This window comes from Agromyces sp. Y782 (genome assembly GCF_059445405.1).
The window spans coordinates 981,224-1,003,413 of record NZ_JCAIUG010000001.1; the positions used below are offsets into that span (position 1 = coordinate 981,224).

The 22,190-nt window shown below is 65.8% G+C and carries 24 protein-coding genes and 1 pseudogene; 15 read left to right on the top strand and 10 right to left on the bottom strand.

Translation table 11 applies throughout. The features are described 5' to 3' along the window. Positions 1 to 111 precede the first annotated feature (111 nt). The 3 genes from AC1C2S_RS04545 to AC1C2S_RS04555 all read right to left on the bottom strand — a co-directional run bounded on the left by AC1C2S_RS04545 (position 112) and on the right by AC1C2S_RS04555 (position 3,856). Entirely contained in the window at positions 112 to 1,107 is a 996-nt protein-coding gene (locus AC1C2S_RS04545; protein ID WP_495351352.1) for an ABC transporter substrate-binding protein, read from the bottom strand. Positions 1,108 to 1,289: 182 nt separating this feature from the next. Next, positions 1,290 to 2,831 (bottom strand): sugar ABC transporter ATP-binding protein, encoded by a 1,542-nt coding sequence (locus AC1C2S_RS04550; protein ID WP_495351353.1) that lies wholly within the window; start codon positions 2,829 to 2,831, stop codon positions 1,290 to 1,292. After that, positions 2,828 to 3,856, bottom strand: a complete 1,029-nt coding sequence (locus AC1C2S_RS04555) for a LacI family DNA-binding transcriptional regulator (RefSeq protein ID WP_495351354.1) — start codon at positions 3,854 to 3,856, stop codon at positions 2,828 to 2,830. Before AC1C2S_RS04555 ends, AC1C2S_RS04550 begins: the two co-directional genes overlap by 4 nt. Positions 3,857 to 4,085: 229 nt before the next feature. Here AC1C2S_RS04555 and AC1C2S_RS04560 point away from each other — a divergent pair, with 229 nt between their 5' ends. Further along, on the top strand, positions 4,086 to 4,511 hold the full coding sequence (locus AC1C2S_RS04560) for an MmcQ/YjbR family DNA-binding protein (RefSeq protein ID WP_495351355.1): 426 nt from the start codon (positions 4,086 to 4,088) through the stop codon (positions 4,509 to 4,511). Between the two features lie 29 nt (positions 4,512 to 4,540). Here AC1C2S_RS04560 and AC1C2S_RS04565 read toward each other — a convergent pair whose 3' ends face one another. After that, a complete protein-coding gene (locus tag AC1C2S_RS04565; protein ID WP_495351356.1) occupies positions 4,541 to 5,692 on the bottom strand; it encodes an enoyl-CoA hydratase/isomerase family protein in 1,152 nt (383 codons plus the stop codon). A gap of 126 nt (positions 5,693 to 5,818) precedes the next feature. On the opposite strand from AC1C2S_RS04565, the gene AC1C2S_RS04570 reads away from it, so the two are divergent. The 3 genes from AC1C2S_RS04570 (at position 5,819) to AC1C2S_RS04580 (ending at position 7,419) form a co-directional block, all read left to right on the top strand. After that, positions 5,819 to 6,220, top strand: coding sequence for an ArsR/SmtB family transcription factor (locus tag AC1C2S_RS04570; protein WP_495351357.1), 402 nt, complete (start codon positions 5,819 to 5,821; stop codon positions 6,218 to 6,220). 22 nt (positions 6,221 to 6,242) lie between these two features. Then, a complete protein-coding gene (locus AC1C2S_RS04575; RefSeq protein ID WP_495351358.1) occupies positions 6,243 to 6,908 on the top strand; it encodes an SRPBCC domain-containing protein in 666 nt (221 codons plus the stop codon). A 103-nt stretch (positions 6,909 to 7,011) separates the two neighbouring features. Continuing rightward, positions 7,012 to 7,419 (top strand): VOC family protein, encoded by a 408-nt coding sequence (locus AC1C2S_RS04580; protein ID WP_495351359.1) that lies wholly within the window; start codon positions 7,012 to 7,014, stop codon positions 7,417 to 7,419. 17 nt (positions 7,420 to 7,436) lie between these two features. On the opposite strand, the gene AC1C2S_RS04585 is transcribed toward AC1C2S_RS04580, so the two are convergent. Next, complete coding sequence (locus AC1C2S_RS04585) at positions 7,437 to 7,976, bottom strand: hypothetical protein (protein ID WP_495351360.1); 540 nt, start codon at positions 7,974 to 7,976, stop codon at positions 7,437 to 7,439. A 266-nt stretch (positions 7,977 to 8,242) separates the two neighbouring features. Here AC1C2S_RS04585 and AC1C2S_RS04590 point away from each other — a divergent pair, with 266 nt between their 5' ends. From AC1C2S_RS04590 to AC1C2S_RS04600, 3 genes are all read left to right on the top strand, one after another. Beyond that, on the top strand, positions 8,243 to 8,959 hold the full coding sequence (locus AC1C2S_RS04590; protein WP_495351361.1) for a TetR/AcrR family transcriptional regulator: 717 nt from the start codon (positions 8,243 to 8,245) through the stop codon (positions 8,957 to 8,959). Beyond that, positions 8,956 to 9,957 (top strand): MBL fold metallo-hydrolase, encoded by a 1,002-nt coding sequence (locus AC1C2S_RS04595; protein ID WP_495351362.1) that lies wholly within the window; start codon positions 8,956 to 8,958, stop codon positions 9,955 to 9,957. Before AC1C2S_RS04590 ends, AC1C2S_RS04595 begins: the two co-directional genes overlap by 4 nt. A 233-nt stretch (positions 9,958 to 10,190) precedes the next feature. Next, positions 10,191 to 10,916, top strand: a complete 726-nt coding sequence (locus AC1C2S_RS04600) for a CPBP family intramembrane glutamic endopeptidase (RefSeq protein ID WP_495351363.1) — start codon at positions 10,191 to 10,193, stop codon at positions 10,914 to 10,916. Here AC1C2S_RS04600 and AC1C2S_RS04605 read toward each other — a convergent pair. Beyond that, the gene (locus AC1C2S_RS04605; protein WP_495351364.1) at positions 10,898 to 11,341 is read right to left on the bottom strand and encodes a DUF1048 domain-containing protein; all 444 of its coding nucleotides are present in this window, start codon (positions 11,339 to 11,341) and stop codon (positions 10,898 to 10,900) included. The genes AC1C2S_RS04600 and AC1C2S_RS04605 overlap by 19 nt on opposite strands. 138 nt (positions 11,342 to 11,479) lie before the next feature. Here AC1C2S_RS04605 and AC1C2S_RS04610 point away from each other — a divergent pair, with 138 nt between their 5' ends. Further along, positions 11,480 to 12,097, top strand: a complete 618-nt coding sequence (locus AC1C2S_RS04610; RefSeq protein WP_495351365.1) for a TetR/AcrR family transcriptional regulator — start codon at positions 11,480 to 11,482, stop codon at positions 12,095 to 12,097. Positions 12,098 to 12,127: 30 nt separating this feature from the next. Here AC1C2S_RS04610 and AC1C2S_RS04615 read toward each other — a convergent pair whose 3' ends face one another. From AC1C2S_RS04615 to AC1C2S_RS04625, 3 genes are all read right to left on the bottom strand, one after another. Continuing rightward, positions 12,128 to 12,871, bottom strand: coding sequence for a formylglycine-generating enzyme family protein (locus AC1C2S_RS04615; RefSeq protein WP_495351366.1), 744 nt, complete (start codon positions 12,869 to 12,871; stop codon positions 12,128 to 12,130). 26 nt (positions 12,872 to 12,897) lie between these two features. Continuing rightward, the gene (locus tag AC1C2S_RS04620) at positions 12,898 to 13,371 is read right to left on the bottom strand and encodes a DNA alkylation repair protein (protein WP_495351367.1); all 474 of its coding nucleotides are present in this window, start codon (positions 13,369 to 13,371) and stop codon (positions 12,898 to 12,900) included. Positions 13,372 to 13,538: 167 nt separating this feature from the next. Beyond that, complete coding sequence (locus tag AC1C2S_RS04625; RefSeq protein WP_495351368.1) at positions 13,539 to 14,318, bottom strand: hypothetical protein; 780 nt, start codon at positions 14,316 to 14,318, stop codon at positions 13,539 to 13,541. Positions 14,319 to 15,107: 789 nt separating this feature from the next. Here AC1C2S_RS04625 and AC1C2S_RS04630 point away from each other — a divergent pair. The 3 genes and pseudogenes from AC1C2S_RS04630 to AC1C2S_RS04640 form a co-directional block, all read left to right on the top strand. Further along, the gene (locus AC1C2S_RS04630; protein ID WP_495351369.1) at positions 15,108 to 16,259 is read left to right on the top strand and encodes a hypothetical protein; all 1,152 of its coding nucleotides are present in this window, start codon (positions 15,108 to 15,110) and stop codon (positions 16,257 to 16,259) included. 224 nt (positions 16,260 to 16,483) lie between these two features. Then, complete coding sequence (locus AC1C2S_RS04635) at positions 16,484 to 17,434, top strand: matrixin family metalloprotease (protein ID WP_495351370.1); 951 nt, start codon at positions 16,484 to 16,486, stop codon at positions 17,432 to 17,434. Between the two features lie 309 nt (positions 17,435 to 17,743). Next, positions 17,744 to 18,348, top strand: a pseudogene (locus tag AC1C2S_RS04640) (IS30 family transposase); the annotation flags it as partial. 140 nt (positions 18,349 to 18,488) lie between these two features. Here AC1C2S_RS04640 and AC1C2S_RS04645 read toward each other — a convergent pair. Further along, entirely contained in the window at positions 18,489 to 19,082 is a 594-nt protein-coding gene (locus tag AC1C2S_RS04645) for a TetR/AcrR family transcriptional regulator (protein ID WP_495351371.1), read from the bottom strand. Between the two features lie 156 nt (positions 19,083 to 19,238). Between AC1C2S_RS04645 and AC1C2S_RS04650 the strand changes: the two genes are divergently transcribed. The 4 genes from AC1C2S_RS04650 to AC1C2S_RS04665 all read left to right on the top strand — a co-directional run bounded on the left by AC1C2S_RS04650 (position 19,239) and on the right by AC1C2S_RS04665 (position 21,949). Continuing rightward, positions 19,239 to 19,622: a hypothetical protein gene (locus tag AC1C2S_RS04650; protein ID WP_495351372.1), complete on the top strand. Its 384-nt coding sequence runs from the start codon at positions 19,239 to 19,241 to the stop codon at positions 19,620 to 19,622. A gap of 21 nt (positions 19,623 to 19,643) precedes the next feature. Next, positions 19,644 to 20,399, top strand: coding sequence for an MBL fold metallo-hydrolase (locus AC1C2S_RS04655; protein ID WP_495351373.1), 756 nt, complete (start codon positions 19,644 to 19,646; stop codon positions 20,397 to 20,399). Between the two features lie 339 nt (positions 20,400 to 20,738). Further along, positions 20,739 to 21,452, top strand: a complete 714-nt coding sequence (locus tag AC1C2S_RS04660) for a hypothetical protein (RefSeq protein ID WP_495351374.1) — start codon at positions 20,739 to 20,741, stop codon at positions 21,450 to 21,452. A 38-nt stretch (positions 21,453 to 21,490) separates the two neighbouring features. Next, positions 21,491 to 21,949 (top strand): RNA polymerase sigma factor, encoded by a 459-nt coding sequence (locus AC1C2S_RS04665; protein ID WP_495351375.1) that lies wholly within the window; start codon positions 21,491 to 21,493, stop codon positions 21,947 to 21,949. Positions 21,950 to 22,190: the final 241 nt, after the last annotated feature.

The following is a 22,190-nucleotide window of genomic DNA, read 5'->3' on the forward strand; positions in this document are numbered from 1 at the left end:
CGGCCGCGTGCACGCGGCCGGCCTTCCAAACGGAGCGGTGCGGGGCCGCTTGAAGCAGCAGTCCCCGCACCGCGTACGCGCCACGCCGCGAACCGCGGCGTGGTCAACCGATCAGTACTTGCGGTCGGCGAGCACGGCCTGAGCGGCCTCGGCCGAGTCGAACGCCTCGCTCGGAACGATGATGTACGACTCGACCGACTCTCCGTCGAGGGTCTTGTTGACGACGTCCATCGCGGTCTCCCCGAAGAGCGGGTTGTACTCGTGCACGAAGCTGAGCTGTCCGTCGGCGAGCGCCTGGATGGCGGCCTTCGTGCCGTCGATCGTCGTGATCTTGACGTCGACACCCGGCGTGAGGCCGGCCTCTTCGACCGCCTGCGCTGCGCCGAGGCCCATCTCGTCGTTCTGGGCGAAGATCAGCTGGACGTCGTTGCCGTTCGCCTTGAGGAGCGTCTCGGTGACGCTCTTGCCCTCTTCTGCCGACCAGTTCGCGGTCTGCGCGGCGACCTGGACGAGCTTCGAGCCGTCGACCGCCTCGTTCCAGCCCTCATTGCGCTCGTTCACCACGCCGACGCCGGCGGGGCCCTCGAGCGTGATGTAGTTGCCGCCGTCGGGGAACTGCTCGACGGCCCAGGCGCCGACCTCCTTCGCGACCTCGACGTTGTCGGGGGCGATTCGGGTGACGTAGAGGCTCGTGTCGTCAGGCTCGATGCCGCGGTCGAGGAGGATCACGGGGATCTCCGCCTCCTGTGCGCGCTCGAGCGAGTCCTCCCAACCGGATGCCTCGGTCGCCGACAGCAGGATCACGTCGACGCCCTCGTCGACGAACGACGTGAACGCGTCGATCTGCGACTTCTGGTCGAGGTTGGTCGCGGGCGCGTACTTGAGGTCGAACCCGGCTTCCTTCGTGAAGGTGTCCTGGATGTTCGTCTCGTTGGCCTCGCGCCAGGCCCCCTCGGGGCCGACTGCCACGAAACCGACCGTGGTGAGGTCGCCGGCATCGGCGTCCGAGCCGCTGTCGCCACCGCTCGAGCACGCGGCGAGGCCGATGCTGAGCGCACCGACGGCCGCCAGGCCCAGGATCTTCGTGAATCGCCTCTGAACTGACATGTGATCTCCTCCTTGAGACCCGGCGCATTGCGCCGGTGTTTCCGCTGTGCGGATTCCGAGTGATTGCGGCGGCGCTTGGCGCGTCCCACACCGGATGTTACCGGGAACAAGGGGCCGTCACAAGCGCTATGTTCCCGGAAACATAACATTCTGGGAACAGCGGGCGCGACCCCCGCTGGAGGCTAGGCGTCGTCTTCGTCGTCTGCCGCGATCATCTCGATGATCGTGTCGACGCTGAGCCCCGGGCCGTTGCTCACCTCGCCGATCTTGCGACGGTCCTTGAGGATCGCGATGCGGTCGCTCAGTCGAACGACCTCGTCGAGCTCGGAGGAGATGAAGACCACCGCCATGCCGTCCCTGGCCATCTCAGCTACGCGCGCCTGGATCTCGACCTTCGCCGCGATGTCGATGCCTCGGGTGGGCTCATCGAGCACGAGCACGTGCGGGCGGGTCGCGAGCCACCGCGCGAGCAGCACCTTCTGCTGGTTGCCGCCCGAGAGCAGGCCCGCCGGTGCATCCAGCCCCGGCGCGACGATGCCGAACTCCTCCACGAACCGCTCGACGAGCGCGTCGCGCTCGGCGTGCGAGATCGGCCTCGACCAGCCACGGATCGCCTGAAGCGCGAGCACGATGTTCTCGCGCACGCTCAGTTGCTCGATGATGCCGCCGTCACGCCGATCCTCGCTCGCGTACGCGACGCGCCGTCGCAGTGCCGTCGCCGGATTCGGCAGCCCGACGGTGCGGCCGTCGATCTGAAACGTGCCGGAGTCGCTGCGCACGACGCCGGCGAGCAGTTGGCCGAGCTCAGTCCGGCCCGAACCACGCAGGCCGCCCAGGCCGACCACCTCGCCTCGGTACACCTCGAAGTCGGTGGAGTCGAACTCGCCGCGCTTGCCGACGCCGACCGCCCGGAAGACCGGTGTGCCGGTCGGATCGGCCCGGTGCGCGCGACGGTCGGAGCCGATGCGGCGCAGCTCGATGAGGTCCTTGCCGATCATCTTCGAGATGAGCACGGCGCGATCGAGTTCCCGCGTCGGGTACTCGCCCTGGCAGACCCCGTCGCGCAGCACGGTGATTCGATCGCTGATCGCGTAGACCTGTTCGAGGAAGTGCGAGACGAAGAGGATCGCCACGCCGTGGTCGCGAAGCCTCCGCAGCGCCCGGAAGAGGGTCGCCACCTCGTCGGCGTCGAGGCTCGACGTCGGTTCGTCGAGGACGAGCACCTTCGGGTGGGTGACCATCGCGCGTGCGACGGCGACGAGCTGCTGGACCGGGGGCGCCAGTGTCGACACGGCACGCCGGGGATCGAGATCGCCCAGGCCGAGCTCGTCGAGCACGGCGACGGCCATGCGCCGGGTCGAACCCCACGAGATGCCGTACCAACGGCGCTCCTCGTGGCCGATCATCACGTTCTCGGCGATCGAGAGATTGCCGCACAGGTCGACGTCCTGGAACGCGGCCGCGACTCCCGCCGCCTCGGCAGCGGCCGGGCCCGACAGCACGACCTGCTCTCCGGAGATCCGCACCTCACCGGCATCGATGCGGTACGCGCCGGTGAGCGCCTTGACGAGCGACGACTTGCCCGCGCCGTTGCCACCCATGAGCGCGTGGACCTCACCGGGGAACAACCGGAGATCCACGTCGTGCAGCACCGTCGTGCCGTCGATCACCACGGTGATGCCCGTCATGTCCACCACCGGTTGCTTCGAGGCATCCGCGCTCATGATGCCCTCGGCGGCGCGGTCGACGAGCGGACGACCAACTCGCTCGGGATCTTCGAGCGCTGCGGGATCTCACGCCCTTCGAGCGCGGCGCGCAACACTTCCATGGCCTTGACCCCGAGTGCATGGAAGTCCTGCCTGACCGTGGTGAGGGGCGGGATGAAGTGCCGTGAGAGCGGCAGGTCGTCGAACCCGACGACGCTCACGTCTTCGGGCACTCGGATGCCCCGATCGTGGAACCCGTGCAGGACCCCGAATGCCATCTCGTCGTTCGCGACGAATATGGCCGTGTACTCGGGCACCCCCGCAAGGTTCACCGCATAGTCGTAGCCGAAGTCCGCGGTCCAGTCGCCGACCACGATCGGCCGGACCTTCAGCCCCCACTGCTCGATGCGCGCGTGGAAGGCGCGCTCGCGACCGCGAGCGTCGAGCCAGTCGAGCGGACCAGCCAAGTGCAAGATGTCGCGGTGCCCCAGGGACACCAGATGATCGACGGCGACGGTGGTCCCGAGCTGCTGGTCGACGCTGACGGTCAGGAAGTTCGGATCCTTCGCGGCCTTCACCACGAGGACCGGCACGTCGATCGAGATCCGTCGCAGCGCCGACACCGACGACGAGCGCGGTGCGACGATGCACAGTGCGTCGACGCCCTCGGCGATGAGGTGGCTCACGGCACCCTCTGGCGTGAGGCTCGCGTCATCCTGCATCGCCACCGACGCCACCGAGTAGCCGCTCGAGCGCGCCGCGAGTTCGAACCCGCGCAGCGTACTCGTCGGACCGAACTCGACCGAGCTGTCGACGATGACGCCGATGCGCTGGGTGCGCTGGGTCGCGAGCGCGCGCGCCGCGTTGTTCGGCTTGAAGTCGAGCTGCTCGATGACGTCCATCACCCGCTGGCGCGTGGCCGGGCGGATGTTCGGGTGCCCGTTGAGCACGCGGGAGACGGTCATGTGCGAGACGCCGGCGAGCACGGCGACCTCGCGGATGCCGAGCTTCTCGGGGCGGTCCCCGCTCTCGACCTCACTCACCACCGGTCTCCTGTCTCGCAGAGTCGTCGCCGCTCAGGTGCCCGGATGCCGAACCGGCGACCTCGCCCGAGGACCGCCCGACGGGGAACAGCCTATTCGTTCAGGGCCTCCGAACACGTGTCGATCCGATCGCGCTCAACACGACCGTGCCTCGCATGCCCTCGGCCTCCTTCTGCCGGCGACGCCCTTGTGGAAACTCCCTGTCGGTAGCGCGGCATAGGCTCGCACCGTGGCCACCCTCGATGACCTGCGCCATACCGCCGTCGGGCTACCCGATAGCGACGAACGCGCGACCACTGGCGGGGCCGCGTGGTTCGTTCGCGGCAAGTTGTACGCGTGGGAGTGCCATCCGTGGCCGAGCATCCCCGAAGACATGCGCGAGATCATCGCGGCCGAGCTCGTCGTCGGGGTGAAGGTCGCCGACCCTGTCGACGCGCTCGCCCTTCGCGAGATGGCGCCCAAGGTGTTCTTGCCCACCACGACCCGTTGGGGCGAGCCGAAGGTCGCATTCCGCATGGCTGACATCGCTGACGACCATCTCGCCGAGCTCGTGACTGAAGCGTGGCGCGTACAGGCTCCGAAGTATCTGCGGCGGGAGTTCGACGACAGCTCACTCCATCTCCAGCAGATCCTCGGAGGCGTCGACGGTGTCTGAACCATGGTGCAAGGTCACGACGCACTACATCAGGACTCTGGTGCCTCTTCGGGGATGGCGAGGTCGCGGCGGAACACACTGTGGCGGAGTGGGGTCTCCATGGCCGCGGTGATTTCGGAGCTCTTGACGGCCGCGAGATCTGCGGGTCGCCATTCAAGCACGGACCCCTGGTGGAGCGTGTCGGTCTTCTGCGCTACCAGCGCCTGCACTCCGGTGAACAGGTCGGGCTGCATCGTGAACCAGCGGGCGAGGCGGAGTTCACGCTCCAGCGCGTCGCGCAGCGTCTCGCCGTTGCGCGCGGCGCGCACCGACCGCAGGGTCGCGACGAGAGCCGTCGGTGACAATCGGAGCAGCGTATCGGCGGCATCGGCCGCGTTCGCTGCGGCCCCGGAGTCACTCGAATCGGCGGCGCGGAGTCCCGCGACCGCCTCTCCGTTCGAGAATGCCCAGAGCCGCGTGAGGATCGCCTCGACGGTGTCAGCCGAATAGCACGCGTCGATCCAGTCACGCCGATCGAGCAACGTCGAACGACCGGGGTCGGCCGCGAACCGCCGAACCTTTTCGTCAGGTGCAGTCGTATCGTCGCCGTCTTTGAGCGCCGCGGTCAGCTCCGCGATCCGCCCGATCGGCACCATCACGTCGGCGAAGCCGAAGGCGATCGCGTCTGCGGCGGTCATGTCGACCGAGTTCATGGCCAGATACGTGCCGATCTCGCCGGGAACACGCGCGAGCCGCCAGGTCGCTCCGCCGTCGGGAGCGAAGCCGTAGCCGGTTTCCGCTTGCCCCAGTTTCACCTGATCGGTCACGACCCGTGTTGAAACGTGACCGGCAAGCGAGATGCCGCCACCCATCGTCATCCCGTGCATGATCGACACGACCGGCTTCGGGTATTCGGCGAGCTTCGCGATCAAGCGGTACTCGTCGCGGAAGAAGACCGCGCCGATCGTCATACCCGCGGCTGCACCTGCCAAGACCTCACGGAGGTCTCCGCCCGCGCAGAACCCGTAGTCGCCGACGCCGTCCAGCAAGATCGCCGAGATGGCGGGATCGACCGCCCACCTGTCGAGGGCTTCGGTCAAGGCATGCATCATCTCGAGGTCGATCGCGTTGATCGACTCCGGACGGTTGAGACTCAGGTGGCCGAGGGTGCCGACCGCGACGGCGCTGACTGGCGAATTCACTCGCACAACGGTACGGGAACCTGGCCCGTGGTGATGACCCAGCTCAGGATGTCGCCCCGAACGCCGCGTCACTCCTGTGCTTCAATAAGTCTTGACTTATATAAGACATCGTGCAACTATGCTCGTATGCACGCGCTCGATGTTCTCGGAGATCCGGTACGGCGTCGCATCCTCGAGCTGATCGCCGATGGAGAGGCGCCCGCCGGCGACGTCGGCCGCGTCATCCAGGCCGAGTTCGGTATCTCGCAGCCCGCGGTCTCGCAGCACCTCCGTGTGCTGCGCGAGTCGGGCTTCGTCACTGTGCGGCCCGATGGGGCGAGAAGGCTGTACGCCGTCGACCCCGAGCCGCTGGCCGAAGCCGACGCTTGGTTCGACACCTTCCGAAGCTTCTGGCAGCCGAAGCTCGACGCCCTCGGCACCGAGCTCGCTCGGGGCCGGCTGGCGCAACGGAAGGCGGCCGAGACCGAGCACGAGCACAACGACCCACCCCCGAACGGCGGCCCGACGACACCCGTCGACCCGCCGTGACCGTGACCGAAGGAGCACCGAAATGGTTGACGTGAACGCACAGATCGACGCCGTCGCACGCGGCATCGAGACGAAAGAGGTCGACGACGCGCTCGCCTACGTGCAGACGCTCGCCCAGACCTACCCCTCCCCCATCGACGACGTCTGGGACGCCGTGACCTCCCCCGAGCGAATTCCGCGCTGGTTCCTGCCGATCGGCGGCGACCTTCGGCTCGGCGGCAGCTACCAGTTCGAGGGCAACGCGGGCGGCGAGATCCGGCGCTGCGACCCGCCGAACGGCGGCGTGGCCGGCTACACCGTCACCTGGGGCATGGGCGCCGGCGAGCCCGCGATCGTGAACGTCCGACTCGTCGAGGTGGATGCCTCGTCCACTCGTCTGGAGCTCGAGAACATCGCCTCCGCGGCGAGCCTGCCCGAAGGTATGTGGGAGCAGTTCGGCCCGTCGGCGACCGGCATCGGCTGGGACCAGGGCCTGCTCGGCCTCGCACTGCACTTCGCCGGAGGCGCCGGAGGCATCGCCCCTGAGGAGGCGGCGGCGTGGGTGGTGACCGACGAGGGCAAGTCGTTCATGCGACGCTCGGCCGACTCCTGGGCGGCGGCGCAGCAGCACGACGGCACCGCACCGGATGTCGCGAAGGCCGCCGCCGACCGCACCTACGGCATGTACACCGGCGAGGCACAGAGCTGAACCCGTCATCAGCGACACCGCGAGGCCCGGCTCGCTGATCATCGACATCGCGCTTCACACGCGGCCGCGGTCACCCTGAAATGCTCCCCTATAAGATGACCGGATGCCTCTCTTCGACCATCTCGGCATCACCGTTGACGACCTGCCCCGCTCGATCGCGCAGTTCGATCCGGTGATGGTGGCGCTCGGCTGCACTCGGCGCGATGCTGACGACAGCGTGTCCTGGAACAAGGGCGAAGAGGAGCTGATCCTCTTCCCCGCCCGCGATGCGGGCAGTGGACCGCACCAGCACGGCCGGGTCGGATGGCAGCACCTCGCCTTCCCCGTCGATTCACGCGCGGAGGTCGACCGTCTGCACGAGATCGCGGTCGCCGCCGGCTGGACGGCCGTGCGGGATCCGAAGGTGTTCACGAGGTTCAGCGACCGCTACTACGCGTCCTTCGTCGAAGACGACAACGGCATCCGCATCGAGTTCATGTACAACCCACCGCGAGAGGCCGTCGTGGTCTGAATTCCCGAAGCCCGAGCTCAGTGCACCAGCGAGCTCAACCAGATGACCGCGAGTCCCAGCACCATCGTGGTCACCGAGCTCAGCAGCCGCACGTACCAGGGGCTGCGGTTGCGCTCCGAATTGACCCAGCCGATGACGGCGAGACTGACGATCCCGATCCACAGCGCGAGGTAGTACGCGACGTACTCGTCGACCCAACCCAGCGTTGCGAGCGCAAGTGCCAAGGCGGGCAAGAGCATCGCCAGCAGCATCCCAACGGATTGCGAGGCGGAGCCGGCGACGGCCCGGCCGATCGGAACCGCACGCCCCTGCGCCGTGCGCCGGCTCGCGACGACGACGGCGTAGACATGCGTCAGCCAGAACACCACGACCGCACCAACGATGAAGAGCAGCACTTCGAGATCGGTGTCGAACTTCCACCCCACGGCGACGAGGGCCGTGACGACCACGAACCCGTACACCGCATGCTCGGTGGTGTAGGCGTCGAGCACGAACCTCACGGGGCGTGCTGCCGTCTCCGCACCGGTGTCACGAGAACGCGCAGCCTCTTCGCCCATGCACACAGATTCCCACGCCGCGGCGCCTTCTGGCGAGCAGGCGGCGAACTTCGTTGGGGCTGGAGAGCTGTGCGGACGCGTCGTCAGCGATGCCGACGTCCGTCCACCACGGCCTCGCGCGCCCACCGACCGACGATCCGTCGAGCCCGCGCCGCATCGGCGCCCTCCACCCCCTCGGCTCCTCCGAAAAGCCGTTCGATCGGTTGCGGGAGCAGACCGAACGTGCATTAATAGACCGTCGGTCGGTTTATTATTTGGAGGCATGTATGGCGCGAACTCTCAACGCCGAGGCGCATGCGGCGAAGCGGGACTCGATCCTCGACGCAGTCGACCGCTTGATCGCATCGAGCGGATATGAGAATCTCACGATCCTCGACCTGGTCACTGCCGCCGGGATGTCAAAGGGCGCCTTCTATCACTACTACCCGTCGAAAGCCGACGTGCTCGAAGCACTCCTCGAGCGACGGCTCGACCAATGGCAGGGGCTCATCGGGCCGATCGCGGAGTCCGACGCACCGGCAACGGATCGGATGCGCGGCATGCTGCAGGCGATCGGCGTCGCCAAGCTGCGAGACCGAGAGTTCCTGGTCGACTCGCTGCGCGCCCTCTACTCCGACGAAAACGTCCTCGTCCAGCGCCGAACCCGTGTGGGCGCCGCCACCCGTTTCACGCCCCTCATCGCAAAGGTGATCGAAGCCGGCGTCGAGTCCGGCGAATTCCGGGTGGATGACCCGCCAAGCACCGCGCGCGTCGTCGTCTCTCTGCTCCAAGAATGCGCAGACAGCATCGGGATGACACTGCTCGACATGAGCGAGGGGCGAGCGAGCCGCGACATCCTCACCTCGATCACTCGCGCGTACGTCGATGCGATCCACGCTGCGCTCGGCGCCGCACCAGGCGCCATCGACTTCATCGACGACCAGGACCTCGCGAGCTGGACCAACGCGGCCCGCACATCACCGTCAAAGGAGAGCACTACATGAAAGTGAGCGTGCTGCACGTCGGCGACACCAAGGTGCCGTTCGGTCAGTTCTACGGCGGTTCCAACGGCGAGTGGCTCGGGCTGCGGGCGATCTCGAAGTTCTTGACCGACAAGAGCCACTACATCATGGTGCCCTTGTACGCGTTTCTGGTCGAGCACCCACAACACGGGGCGATGCTGGTCGATACCGGTATCAATTGGCGTCAGGCGCACGATCACCACGACTATTACAACGGGCCGCTGCTTCGCGCCGCCTTCGACGAAGACGAGTACTCCCTCGACGAGAGCCAGCAGTTGCTCGTGCAACTGCGCGAGCGCGGCCTTGACGCGCACGACATCAAGACGGTCGCGCTCACGCACTTGCATGAAGACCACCTCGGCGGAGTGCGCGACGTACTCGGCGCGCGATTTCTCGTATCCGATGCGGACTGGACCTCACGCAACCTCGGCATCTTCTTGTTCCGCCGTACCCCGTCTCTCAAGGGCGTGCTGACCGACCCAGAGCGTGTGCGATTCACAGACGGCCCATTCCACTCATTCGAGTCGAGCCAAGACGTGTTCGGTGACGGCAGCGTGGTGCTGCTTCCGACCCCGGGTCACTCGGCGGGCCACCTGGCGGTGTTCATCGACGGGGGCGACTGGCAGCTGCTCTGTGCGGGCGACACCTTGTACACGCTGCGGCACCTCGCGAGCGGCCAGTTGCGACCGATCATGCTGGGCAAGAAGGCGCAGTCGAATCAGCTCGACTCAATTGACCGGATCCGCGCGCTGCGCGCGGCGATGCCTGGGCTCATCGTCGCGCCCGGTCACGACCACACCGACTACGGCGCAAAGCTCGAGCGCACATTCCAGGGCACACCACGCGTTGCCCAACTCGCGGAACTTCGGGATTACGCCGAGCGGATCATCGACCACGACGGACGTCTTCGCGAGCCGTCACACGCCGTCTATCTGACCGACCCTCAGGGCGAACCCGTGGGCACGGTTGGCTTCGAGTAGTCTGCGCGGCGCGTCTCGGCGCCCAGGGCGACATCCAGCTGCGGGATCGTTGGTGAGACCGATCCCGTAACCCGGCAGTAAGTGGTCTTCATCCGGGTGGTTCGATGTCCACGCTTCGCCGAAGTGAGCCCGCGCACGACATCGTCAGGCGGCCCCCCAGAACGAGGGATTCTGCTGACTGCGATGCTTCCGGTACGGTCATCGACGTAGACACATCAACACCGTTCATAACCGTGACCCCGTCAGCCCACCGATGGGGTCTTCTTCATGCCCTCGGCGGCGTCGCCATCTTCGTCGCCTGCATCATCGGGCCATCGATCATTCCGATCGAGTGGGTGAGCTATCCGGTCTGGCTGGCAATGAGCTTCGCCATGCCGGTGCTCGTCGTCGCCTGGATCGTGTTCGTCTCGCGAAGGTGGGGCACCGGCAGCCTCATCCGCGACTACGGTCTGTCGTTCCGGTGGATCGACCTTCTCGCGATCCCCGTGGCATTCGCGGTGATCTGGTTCGTGGAACCGTTCTTCGTCTACCTCGCCTTACTGATCTTCGGCGACCCTGGCGGCCTCGACACGAACGTGATCGTCACCCCAGACCCGACGATCTGGGTGCCGATGCTCGTCCTCTCCGTCGTCAGTGCGCCGTTCATCGAAGAGATCGTCTTTCGCGGGATGCTGCAGCCCTCGCTGAAGCGCTGGTTCGACGGATACGCGCCAGACCAAGACCGCAGCTTCCGGGCGACGAACGCCGCCGTGCTCATCACCGCGGTGATCTTCGCCTCACTCCACCTGCCGCAGGTGCTCGGCGGCGTCAACGGCGTCAGCCTGGCCGCGGCCACCCTGTTCTCCGGCATCGTCTTCGGCGCCCTGGCGATGGCGACGCACCGCACGGCGCCGTCGATCGTCGTGCACGCAGCGATGAACCTCTTCGCGACCGCCGGCGCCTACGGGCTCGTGGGCTGACTCTCAGCAGCGGGCGGAGTCGCTCCGCCTGGCGGAGCGGTTGTCGACCGTGAGGCCGACCGCCCGCTGACGATCGCATCGATCGTCTCGCGGAGTCGGCTCCGCTCGGCGTCGATCGCCTCACCCTCGGCGTAGTTGCCGAGGAACAGATCGGCGAACTCCACCGGGTCCTCCCCCACGATCGAGCGCACCGCGACGCCGTCGGCCGCGCTCTGCTCGAATAGGTCGGCCAGGTCGTCGAGCAGGCGTTCGAGGATGTCGCCGTTGGTAAAGTCGCCCCGGCGCACCAGGTACCGCTCGACCGCATCGAAGGCTGCGCGGTACTGGGCCGGCAGCTGACGCCTGCGGGCCTCGGGCTGTTCGGTGTTCGCCACGTCGGCGGATGCGTCGGCCCTCACGCCGGGCCATCCAGTTGCCACGCTCATGATGCTCCTCTGCTCCGGCGCGACGCCGCCCGGCGCCACCGCTGCTTCCGTAACGACACGCTACGTGTCGTGTTGCTCAGAAGGTAGCAGATGGCCGGGCGCGAAAACAACACGACACGTAGCGTGTACTCTGATCGAGTGACCACGCCGCAGAATTCGGTGACCACGCCGCCCGATCCCAGCAGACGCAGCGAGCGTGCTCGCGTCGCGGTCCTCGAAGCCGCGATGGCACTCTGCCGCGAGACCGGATTCGCCCAGTTGACGATCGAGGCGATCGCGAAGCGTGCCGAGGTCAGCAAGAAGACGATCTACCGATGGTGGCCTTCGAAGGGCGCGGTCCTGCTCGAGGCAGTCTCCGACCTGACCGCGAGCACGGCGAGCCACGCCGACACCGGTGACCTCGCGCGCGACCTGCACACGCAGTTGACCGCGGTCGTGGCGCTCTACATGCCGCAGGACACGTCGCCGGTCGCCGCGATCATCGCCGCGGCGCAGCGCGATCCGGCACTCGCGATTCAGCTCCGCGAGCAGATCATCCGGCCGAACATCGTGCTCTTCGAAGATCGCTTGCGGTCGGCGCAGCGCGCAGGCGAGATTCCTGAGGATGCCGACCTCGGCGTCGCCCTCGACCTGCTCTACGGCCCCATCTACCACCGCCTGGCCTTCCACCTCGGCATGCCCGACGCCGACGAACTCCGCACCCGCATCGCCCATGTGCTCGCAGGCCTGCGCCACGTCGGCGACACGGCCGGCTGACACACGCCGCTCGCGGCGTCGGTCGTTCGGTCAGCCGCGAGGCGTCCATCCGAATGGCAGCGGGCCGTCGATCGCTGCGCGCTCCTCGTCCGCCTCCGCGGACCATCCCTGCGCGGCATCCGTCGCATCGAACCCGCCGCGCGCGACACGGAACCCGACGTCTTCGTGGTGCATGCGCGGTGCGCCGCCCCGGCGCACCGACGCTCTCACGCTCCATTCGTCGTCGGCGAACCCCCCGCCGCGGAACACGCGGTAGGTGTCGTAGCGGGCAGGGTCGAGCAGGTCCCAGCACCACTCCCACACGTTGCCGAGGGTGTCGAAGAGCCCGTTGAGATTCGGATGCTTCCCGCCGACGTCTTGCGGCGCGGTCACGCCGTCGGCGCTCGTCCAGGCGACCTCATCGAGCGGGCCGTACTGCGGGCGCGTCGACCCCGCCCGGCACGCGAACTCCCACTCCGCCTCGGTCGGCAGACGGTACCCGTCGGCGTCGACGTGCCACGAGACATCCTCGCCATCGAAGGTGTAGACGGGGTCGAGCCCCTCCCACTCGGATGCCGCATTGCAGAACCGGATCGCACGCAGCCAACTCACATCCGTGGCAGGCCGCCGGGAATGCGTCGCGGTCTCACCGATCACCTCGGCGAGCTGCTCCTGCGTCACCGGGTACACCCCGATCTCGAACGGCTCGAGCTCGACGCTCCACCGCACCTTGCGGCGGGCGTCGTGGAGGGTGACCGTGCCGGCCCCGATGCGCGCGAGCTCGATATCCGTCACCGGTGCAGTCTCGCCTTCATGCAGACTCAGAGCAAGCCGGCGGCGCGGCGCAGGCTCGGCTCGCGCGACCCCGACCAGCGATCAATGATGCGACGTGCGCGCGTGGCATCCGGATCCTGCAAACGTTCGAGCAACGGACGAACCACGTCGTTGGCCAGAGGGTCGACGAGCTCGGGGACGCGCGCCTCACGGACGAACTGCTCAATGCGGGTGAGATCGGTCCCCCGCAGCATCGGCAGTGAGCGCTGCAGCAGGACGATCGCCGCGAGCCGGCGCTCGAACACCGGCTCCGCCCAAAGTTCTGCGGCGAGCGCGGTGACCTCATCGTGCGACATCCCGGGATATCGCCGATCGGCGTCCCTCACCGTGCCGCGCACCGCGCCGACCGATGCGCCGTAGAACCTGAGGCCTTCACCGATGCGGTCAGCTTCCGCCTGCGCTCGCATTGCGGACCCCTCTGCTTGGAGCGTGCGGTCGATGAACTCGGCCGGCGTCGTCATGGTTCGATTCTCCTCTTTGACGACACCGGTGGACGCGACACGAACGTCCTTCTTCCGAACGCTGATCTTGGTCGCAGCCGAATACCGACGACTACCGTCTGCCGTTGAGCCAGTGTGAGTCCCGCAAGCGGATCGGTCACCTGCCGTCCGCAGCGGGTCGTTTGCGCTCATCGAGCTTGGGCGATCATTGCCTCCGCGACGGCGCTCGCATTACCGCGGCTCTGTACTTGGTATGCGGTGTCTCCGATCGAGAACAGAAGCGAGCAGTAGTCACTTGTGCCGGCACATGCGATGAGCGTGCGTTCGCCATCGACCGCGCCCTCGAGCGCGACCGATTCAAGCGCAGTCGAAGTGTCGGGCTCCGCTTCAAGGTCCGCGAGCATTGGGGCCAGTCCGCGTCCGACCTTGATCAGGGTGAATAGGGCGGGGTCTTCCCCAGCCGTGATCACGCGGCAGGAGTACAGGCCGACCAAGTCAGCCGGGGTACCCGCACGATTGGATGCTTGCCGTTCGTAGCTGATGGTATCCACGCCCATGGCTGCAGCGATGCCGACTGGATTGAGCGCGCCGTCGCATTCGTGGCTTCCCGCACTGGTGTCCAGGCGAGGCCAGACAAGTTGCTCCCCGCCGGCATTCTGGACCGTGCTGATCACTGCTCCCGCGGCGGCCTCAAGCTGCCCGGCGACGGTGTCATAGAAACCTTCGAATCGCGATTGGCCAGTGCCCCACCCCGCAGCCCGCATCGTGACGCTGATCGATGCGTCGCCCGCGGCGGCTTCGATATTGCATCCCGGGTCGGAACACTGAGATATCGCATCGACACCGTCTATCGTGGTCAGGTCTTCGTGACCACCATCGGCAAGCGCCCAAGCCTTCCATGCGTCCCCCGAACTGGGGAACACCTTGACGGCCAGGTAAACCCAGTCTTCACCCTCGGTCGCGGTCATCGGGCCGCTCTGAGGTTCTCCGATGCGCCATGAGCACGACAGTCCACCTGCCGCCGAGGTGACGAGATCTGCGAGATCCGTGGACGGCTGCACTGCTGGCACCGGTGCGGAGACAGTGCCGTCTGCAGCGGTCAGCGTTCGAGCGACATCGTCGATGCTGAGCAGGTCGTCACACGAGAGCGGCTGGGCAACGATCGGCGCCGGCGTTGCAGAGACCGGTGGAGTGGCTACAAGTAGGGGCAAAGGCGTCGCGGCCGAGCAACTGGTCAAGACCAACGTGAGAAGGCCGACTGCTCCGACCGTGGCGATCCATCGCCCACCATTTCGCATGCCCGCCATCGTATGGGGCCAGTGGCTCCTGTGGAACTCAATACGACGATGCAGCCGTAGGCGACGGACTGCGCGTTCTCCATGCGGTCCTTCAATCCGTTGGCCGGTCGCTCGCCGGGCGCCCGCAAACGGATCCGCTTCCGGACAACACGCTGTCGGCGCGCGCCGCTATCGTGCACCCATGCCCACCGCGGAGAACACAACCCCTCTGCCGACGAACGGCAAGTGGTTCGATGCCGAATACGCGATCGCTCTTGGCGACGAGCTCGGTCACAGAGATGTCGCGGCGCTCGGTAGGGCGGCTCTTCTGCGGGTTCGCTCTGGGGCCATTCGCATCTCGTGCAGGCGAGGCGCGAAGCGCTGCACGAGGTATCGGGGCTGAGCGAGCACCCCCGTTCCGGGGTTAGTCGCTCGTGCTCGTCGGGGCTACCGTGCTGGTGAGAACCCAGGGAGGCGAAGATGCCAAGCATCTTTGAGAAGAAGATCGCGGCTGAGATATCTAATCGCCTTCGGAGCTACTGGCCAGAGATCCGTGCCGAGGTCATCCCGTCCGACTACAACTCAGACGGTCTGGTGGTGCGCGCCTGGACCAACGACGTCGTCGCACTCGACCTCACCATCTACAACGCCAGATGGGTTGTCTTTATCGCAGTTCCGAGCGCGCGAGGCGACGTCCTTCGGCGCCCGGTCAAGGCGCTCCCTGTGAGCGTCGGAGCACGTCAAGCCCTGCTCCGCGGCGACCTGAACGGCTCGGTCATCGACCACATCACGACAGAACAGGTCTCGGCTGTCCAGATTCCGTTCATCGACTCGATCCGGGATGAGGTCGCCCGCCTGATGCGCGAGGCGGTCGAGACCCGCCAAGCCGCCCGGACCACGCTGCGCAAGGTCGTCGAGCGCATCAACGAGAAGTACCCGGTCGAGCCGAGCAAGCGGTTCCGAGACGGGTGGACAGTGAAGGCCGGCAAGCTCGGAACCCGTCTGGATGCTGCGTTCCACTCGCAGCACGTCGCCGGCATCCGCCAGCTCCTCAGGTCGGAGGGCGGCGTCGAACTCGGCGGGGTGGCCGACATCGACACGCCGGGCGGACGACCCAAGCTCTACTACGTCGACCCTGGCGAGGGAACGCCCCTCCTCTCGGGCCGGCAGATCCTGCAGCTCGACGTCGTCGGCGCCAAGGAGATCGCCGCACGCTCGATGGACAAGGACTCCGGCTACGGCCTCGGGAAGGGCTGGATCGTGTTCCAGGCTGACGGCCGAGCTGAGGAGTCCCTGGGTTACCCGGCAGTTGTTCTTGAGGAGCGCGCCGAGTGGTTCGCATCCGGTCACGTGGGTCGTGCGATCCCCAAGGACGAAGGTCACACCGGCTGGATCTGGGCGTCGATGGCGTCAGACATCGTCCAGCAGCAGATCGCTTCGCTTGCCTGCGGCTCCGTTGTCGATGCCCTCTACGAGTCCGACCTCGAGGGGGTCATCATCCCGCCGCTTTCTGCTGTCGACGCCGACGCCGGTGCTGCCCAGAAGGCGTGGGACGACCTGTCCGCGTCTGCGAAGAAGAGCACTGAGGCGATCAACCTCGTGGAAAGCACGCTCACGGGTCTCGGGGTCTGACAGCAGCCCGCTGCCGGTGTCCGTTTGACGATCGCCTAACGAACGCGACCAATCTGTGAAACGCAACTCAAAGTAGCGGCATTTCTACAGTGCTAGGTGTCGCTCCTGCGGCTGGAGTGAGGATTTCATCCGGTTCCTTGACCGTGGGCCGCGCGCCACCCTAGTTTTGGAGCGCCGCACAATTCTGGGGCGAACAAATGCGAAAGTTTATGCTCGGTGCCGTAGTGGCGCTGCTTCTGGTCACAACGACTCCTGCCGGGGTTGCGATGGCTTCATCACCACAGTGTGCTCCAACCGGCGTCGCACAGGTCAAGGCGGCGGACGCGTCAAAGCTGACCGCCTGTCGGGAAGGATCGGTGGTCATCAGCGACACGGAAGGCCCGGGGAGTGTAGTGCTCCCCGGGCCAGGCTTCGCCGTGGAGTTCTCAGCGATCACGGCGGAAGGGTCCGCGGAGGTGCCCGACTTCACCGTCTACCGGTCAGCCTCAGGGGAAGTGGCGACACGGCCTGAGTCTTCTCGATCAGAGGTCGTGCACGGCCGGCCGGCCGTCATCGCAGAATTCCAGGCGCCTTCGGCGAACGGGGCCGGAGCGCTTGCCACCGTCCCGAAGTGCGACAGCTATGCATACGCGACGTACGGGCCGAAATGGCTCGCCACTGTGGCCTGGTACTACAAGGCACCCGCTTTCGGGGGGACCGCGGCCGTGTTCAACGCCATGCATGCAATGGCGAGCGGATATGGCGCCTGCGGAGCCAACCTGCCCAACAGCGCAGCGCATTCGTACATGGGAACCACGACGTCATCGGCGACTATGAGCGGAGGATCATGTCTGGCAGGCAACTACCAAAACGTCGTGGACAGCGGGACTCCCCTCGCCAGCGCGGGTACGCTCGCTCAGACCTGCACGTACATGACGGCGACGGACATTGTTGCCTCCGACATTCGAATCAACACAGCCTTCACCTGGTACACAGGCTCGTCAGTCACTGGCTGCAGCGGGACCGTGTATGACCTGCAAGGAGTTATGACTCATGAGGCTGGCCATCTCTTCGGACTAACCCACGTCGCCGGTACCACCGGTCAGGTCATGAAGCCGACATCAGGTGTTTGCGAGACGAGTATGAGACTGCTCGGTAACGGCGACCTCGCCGGGATGAAGTTCCTGTACCCCTGATGAGAGTGAGGTAAACATGACGAGACGAGCATGGGTCGTATTGATCGTGGCGGTGCTCATCGTTGCCGCACTGATCGTCATGTACTACCTTGGGCTCCTCGGCAACAGGGCTGTGGCCTGACTCCAACCTTGACCGCGCGGTAAACCAGCGGCAACCGTGCAACCGGGAAAACCGGCCTAGTTCCACTTTCAACGACCCAGAGTGCGCCCACAGGTAGGTCATGCGGACGGCTTGATTCAATACCACCTGGGAGCCTGTCCGACCCCAGACGGCTCTCCTGCAGCTCGGGTGGGCGGGGTGTGCATGGGCGACGGGGCCGTTCCGCCCGGAAACCACGGGGAACGCAGCTGAAAGTGGCAGGCAAGATCCGCGACAAGGTGATGCTGAGCGAACGGCCCGAGGAGGCCAACGACCGGCTGGTCGCCGGCCACTGGGAGGGCGATTTGATCGTCGGATCCGCATCAGGCTCAGCGATCGCGACTCTCGTGGAACGCACGACCCGGTTCGTCCTCTTGGTGCACCTGCCCAACGGCCACAGCTCCGCTGAACTCCACGATGGACTCATCGCCGCACTGGACGCTCTGCCCGTGCCGCTACGGCGGTCGCTGACCTGGGATCAGGGAACCGAGCTGGCCCGGCACGTGGACATCAGCAACGCGACCCGGGTCCCTATCTTCTTCTGTGACGCAGCCTCGCCCTGGCAGCGCGGCTCGAACGAGAACACCAACGGCCTGCTGCGCCAGTACTTCCCGAAAGGCACCGACCTGAACGCCCACAGTGCTCTACGCCTCCTCGAAGTCGCCCTGAACTCAACGAGCGGCCCCGCAAAACCCTCCAACGCAGCACCCCAGCCGACCTGCTCAGCAAGCTAACCTCGAAGAAGGAAATAGCCCCTGTTGCTTCCACCGTTTGAAACCGCCCTCGGGCTATGAGACAGAGCTGAGGGCGTCGCACGGATAGGTGACATCTGATCTGGCGTCGCATACGTATCTGCGTCGCAGGAAGCTACGTGGGCAGCGGCTGTGGCTCGTCGACGCAATTCCCGACGATCGTTCAGAGCGCTGCTAGCTGGTCGAACGCGGTTTGTGTTTCGGCGCCAAGCTGGGTGGGACTCGTTGCCCGACGTCGGGCTATCTGATAGCAGGCCAGCGCGACCTGGCTGGCGAACACCGCCGTCGGCTCACTCGTGCCGCGCCCTACGAGCAGTTGAGTAAATCGATCGGCGATCAGCTGCGTCTTTAGGGCATCGTGTGCGCGTAATTCAAGGTGCTTCTCAACCAGCTCGTAGTGGAGTGCATACCCGTCGATGTTGTCGCTTGCGTAATCACAAAGGGCGACGACGACAGTTCGCAGCTGCTCGACGGCCTCCGCAGCGGTGCGGGCGAGCCCCATAGACTCGCTCGCCGCGGATTGGGTGATCTGTTCAAGCATCTCCTCCTCGTGGGCGAACACAACCTCGGCCTTGTCGCCGAAATATCGAAAGAACGTGGTGCGTCCGACATCTGCTCGGGCAGCGATGTCCGTCACGGAGACGTTGTCGAAGCCTTTCGCGGCGAAGAGCTCGTCCGCGGCTTCGATGATGCGCTGCCGGACGACACGACGTTTGCGCTCCCTGAGGGACTCAACAGCGGGGATGGTTTGCGACATGGCTCGAGCCTACACGCAGGGGTATTTAGTACCATGTGAGACTCAGTCTGTTATGGTACTGAGGGCCATAAACAATTCACGAACGAAGGACTACTCCTGCTCACCGTCCAGGACCGCCTCGATATCAACGAGACTCTGGCGCTCCACGCCTACATCGTGGACACGAACCAGTTGGACCGGTTGGATGATCTGATCGCACCGGATGCGGTTTTCGACATGTCAGCCACAGCGAGCGGTCTTGGGAGCATTTCAGGGAATCGACGCGGTCCGCGTCGCGGCGAGACGCCTGGCCGCAAGCGGTCACGCTCCGCTCGCGCACTTCGTGACGAATATCTTCGCGACGAGCACTGGGAACGACGCGGCGACGGTCCAGTCCAGAGGGCTGATGATCATGGCGGATGGCTCGCTCCGCGCCGTGTCCCACGCCGACGTTTGCAACGACGTCACGGAGTGTGGCGCATCAGTCGCCGGGTCATCACCCCTCTCGGTGCTCCCGTCGCCGCGGGCCCCCGTGACGTGGTCGCCGCCAACATCCGCTAACTGCTACGCAAAGGAACAATCATGACTGAGTCGCTCGCCATCACCCGCGTCACCCACAGCTCCCACCTGATCGAGATCGGAGGACTGACCGTACTCACGGACCCGTGGTTCTCACACAAGACCTTCTATCACCCCGGCGAACCCATCGCGTTCCAGCCGGAAGAACTGCCGCACCTCGATGCGGTCGTGATCAGCCACGAGCACTACGATCACGCTGACCTCGAGGCGTTCAAGCGTTACCCGGACAAGGATGTGCCGATGATCGTCGCCGGTCCCGTTGTCCAGATGGCGAAGAAGGTCGGATTCACCAACGTCACCCCGCTTGAGGCGTGGGAGACGACGAAGGTTGGTGACCTAACCTTCAATGCGGCGCCGGGCAAGCACGGCGTCTACGAAGTCACCTATGTGATCAGCGGTGGCGGCCGTAGCGTCTACTTCGCCGGCGACACCCTCCTCATCCCAGAACTGCGCACCTTGACAGACCGTTTCGGCCCACTCGACGTGACCCTGCTCCCCGTCAACGGCCTGCACATCCGCATGGACCACAACAAACAGGTCGTCATGAACGCCGAGGAAGCCGCCGAACTCACTTCCGTCCTGAAACCGAAGCTGGCAATCCCGCAGCACTACGCTTTCACGGCCGGCCCCATCGGCGACCGCCTCATCCTCAAAAGCGACAAAGACCCGACGCTCTACGTCGATGCCGCCCGCCGTCTCGCCCCAGACGTTCCCGTCACAGTGATCAAACCAGGACAGCGTCTGGTCGTTCCAGCATGAAGTAGCGGAGAGATGCTCGCCGAACCAAGCGTGTGACTGATCTCGGTAACGTGGCCCGATGGACGGGAGCCACAGTCGGGCACTCGCCAGGATGGTGTTCGGCGTCGTTGTCTTCGCCGCCAACCGAGTGCACGCGAGACACGGCCGCGGACGTGTCCGAATCGGAACGTTCACCGGGACAGCGACCTCAAACGGATCCGCCAGCGGGCTCAGGCATCGAGAGGTCGGCGCCTCGTGAGTCAATCGGCTCGTTCAGGACGATTCTTCGTTCTTCGTGGACGATGCCTGCCCAAGCGGACATGACATTGGTGAAGGATCGTTCGAACAGAGAAGGAACGCATGAGCACCGACGTTGAAGAGCACGCGATAGAGCCTGACCCGCAGATCGCGAAGTGGTTGCACCAGGCAGCCCCGCGGGTCACTCTGGACGACGATGTGCTGGCCGCGCACTTGGCCGCGATGGCTGCCGCCACGACACGCGAGCAACGGAACCGCTCACGGCGCAAGCAAGGGATCGCGGCCGCGATCCTCGCTCCCGTCTTGCTCCTGGGTGGGGCAGGGGCAGCTTTCGCTGTAACCACGATCGACTGGTCGTCGTTCTGGGGAATCAGCACGACGACGGAGTGGGCGGATTGGGCGGAGCATCCTGACGCGACAATCAGCTACACCCTCCCGGGCGGTGGCTCCTGCGAACTGCGGCTGGGGCAGTTCCAGTACAGCCCTGACCCGAACCGGCCTGCCGACGTCGCGGCAGACCCGCGGTCGATCGACGCCGCTCTCAACTATCTCCACAGCGCCGATGTGCTCGCCGACTCTGACGTCGACGGCGTGATCCAGGAAAACCGCTCCGATGAAAACTGGGCCGACGACGGCACCGGCAACCCCGTGCCCTTCGGCTACGGCACCGACAACTACAACGCCGATGTCGAGTACAACCTGGCGGTGAGTGAAGCCGTGCAGGAGGCGATCACCGCCCATCTCGACACGCTTGGCATTCCATCGACGGGACTCGGCTATCAGAGCCAGGAGCGCTGCACCGGAATGACGCAGTGAGGCGGCGCGGCCGCACGGAAGCCCGCTTCACCGACCTAATGATCGAAGTCGGCCCGGAATTGCTGAACTACTTCGAACGCCGCGTCGGAGACGGCGGCGCCGATCTCCTCTCGGAGCTCATGACCACCGCCTGGCGGCGCAACTCCGACCTCCCCACCGATCACGAGCAAGCCCGTATGTGGCTGTTCGGAATCGCCCGGAACCTACTCCGCAACAACACTCGATCGAACGTCCGCCAAGCGCGCCTCACAAATGCTCTCCGAGACTCCATCCCCAGCAACGGCCCGGACCCAGCCGAGCAACTCGCGATCCGAGACGCGGTGCAACGTCTCGACCCAGACCTTGCTGAAATCGTCACTCTCGTTCACTGGGAAGGACTCACTATCGCAGAAGCCGGCCAACTCCAGGGCGTCCCGGCTTCGACCGCACGAGGCCGCTATCAGCGAGCAAAAGAAGCCTTACGGGAAGCCCTGAAGGAGCAGCGAAGCAGAGCGTGATCGTCGCCCAAGTCCGCACCTCATTGCACATGGGCAGCGCCGTGGTCGAGTGGGCGCTGTGCCGATAGCCGGTCGGTCAGCGCACGGCTTAGCGAGTGCCCCGCGGAATGGGTCACCGCCGATGATCCGCTGGTTGCCCAATCTCGTAGAACCCGCCCGCGAAACGGGCGCGGTGAAGCTACCTCAATCGCTACAGCCTCGACGCGCTCTCCGCCGTCTCCTTGGCCTGGCGGTCAAAAGC

What these genes read in the sequence shown, in the direction of transcription:
- AC1C2S_RS04665 (WP_495351375.1), top strand. Translation starts at nt 21,491, where the DNA reads ATGATCGAAGTCGGCCCGGAATTGCTGAACTACTTCGAACGCCGCGTC.
- AC1C2S_RS04620 (WP_495351367.1), bottom strand. Translation starts at nt 13,371, where the DNA reads ATGACGACGCCGGCCGAGTTCATCGACCGCACGCTCCAAGCAGAGGGG.
- AC1C2S_RS04585 (WP_495351360.1), bottom strand. Translation starts at nt 7,976, where the DNA reads ATGGGCGAAGAGGCTGCGCGTTCTCGTGACACCGGTGCGGAGACGGCA.
- AC1C2S_RS04630 (WP_495351369.1), top strand. Translation starts at nt 15,108, where the DNA reads ATGCCAAGCATCTTTGAGAAGAAGATCGCGGCTGAGATATCTAATCGC.
- AC1C2S_RS04595 (WP_495351362.1), top strand. Translation starts at nt 8,956, where the DNA reads ATGAAAGTGAGCGTGCTGCACGTCGGCGACACCAAGGTGCCGTTCGGT.
- AC1C2S_RS04660 (WP_495351374.1), top strand. Translation starts at nt 20,739, where the DNA reads ATGAGCACCGACGTTGAAGAGCACGCGATAGAGCCTGACCCGCAGATC.
- AC1C2S_RS04605 (WP_495351364.1), bottom strand. Translation starts at nt 11,341, where the DNA reads ATGAGCGTGGCAACTGGATGGCCCGGCGTGAGGGCCGACGCATCCGCC.
- AC1C2S_RS04655 (WP_495351373.1), top strand. Translation starts at nt 19,644, where the DNA reads ATGACTGAGTCGCTCGCCATCACCCGCGTCACCCACAGCTCCCACCTG.
- AC1C2S_RS04645 (WP_495351371.1), bottom strand. Translation starts at nt 19,082, where the DNA reads ATGTCGCAAACCATCCCCGCTGTTGAGTCCCTCAGGGAGCGCAAACGT.
- AC1C2S_RS04545 (WP_495351352.1), bottom strand. Translation starts at nt 1,107, where the DNA reads ATGTCAGTTCAGAGGCGATTCACGAAGATCCTGGGCCTGGCGGCCGTC.
- AC1C2S_RS04580 (WP_495351359.1), top strand. Translation starts at nt 7,012, where the DNA reads ATGCCTCTCTTCGACCATCTCGGCATCACCGTTGACGACCTGCCCCGC.
- AC1C2S_RS04550 (WP_495351353.1), bottom strand. Translation starts at nt 2,831, where the DNA reads ATGAGCGCGGATGCCTCGAAGCAACCGGTGGTGGACATGACGGGCATC.
- AC1C2S_RS04590 (WP_495351361.1), top strand. Translation starts at nt 8,243, where the DNA reads ATGGCGCGAACTCTCAACGCCGAGGCGCATGCGGCGAAGCGGGACTCG.
- AC1C2S_RS04625 (WP_495351368.1), bottom strand. Translation starts at nt 14,318, where the DNA reads ATGACCGCGACCGAGGGTGAAGACTGGGTTTACCTGGCCGTCAAGGTG.
- AC1C2S_RS04570 (WP_495351357.1), top strand. Translation starts at nt 5,819, where the DNA reads ATGCACGCGCTCGATGTTCTCGGAGATCCGGTACGGCGTCGCATCCTC.
- AC1C2S_RS04575 (WP_495351358.1), top strand. Translation starts at nt 6,243, where the DNA reads ATGGTTGACGTGAACGCACAGATCGACGCCGTCGCACGCGGCATCGAG.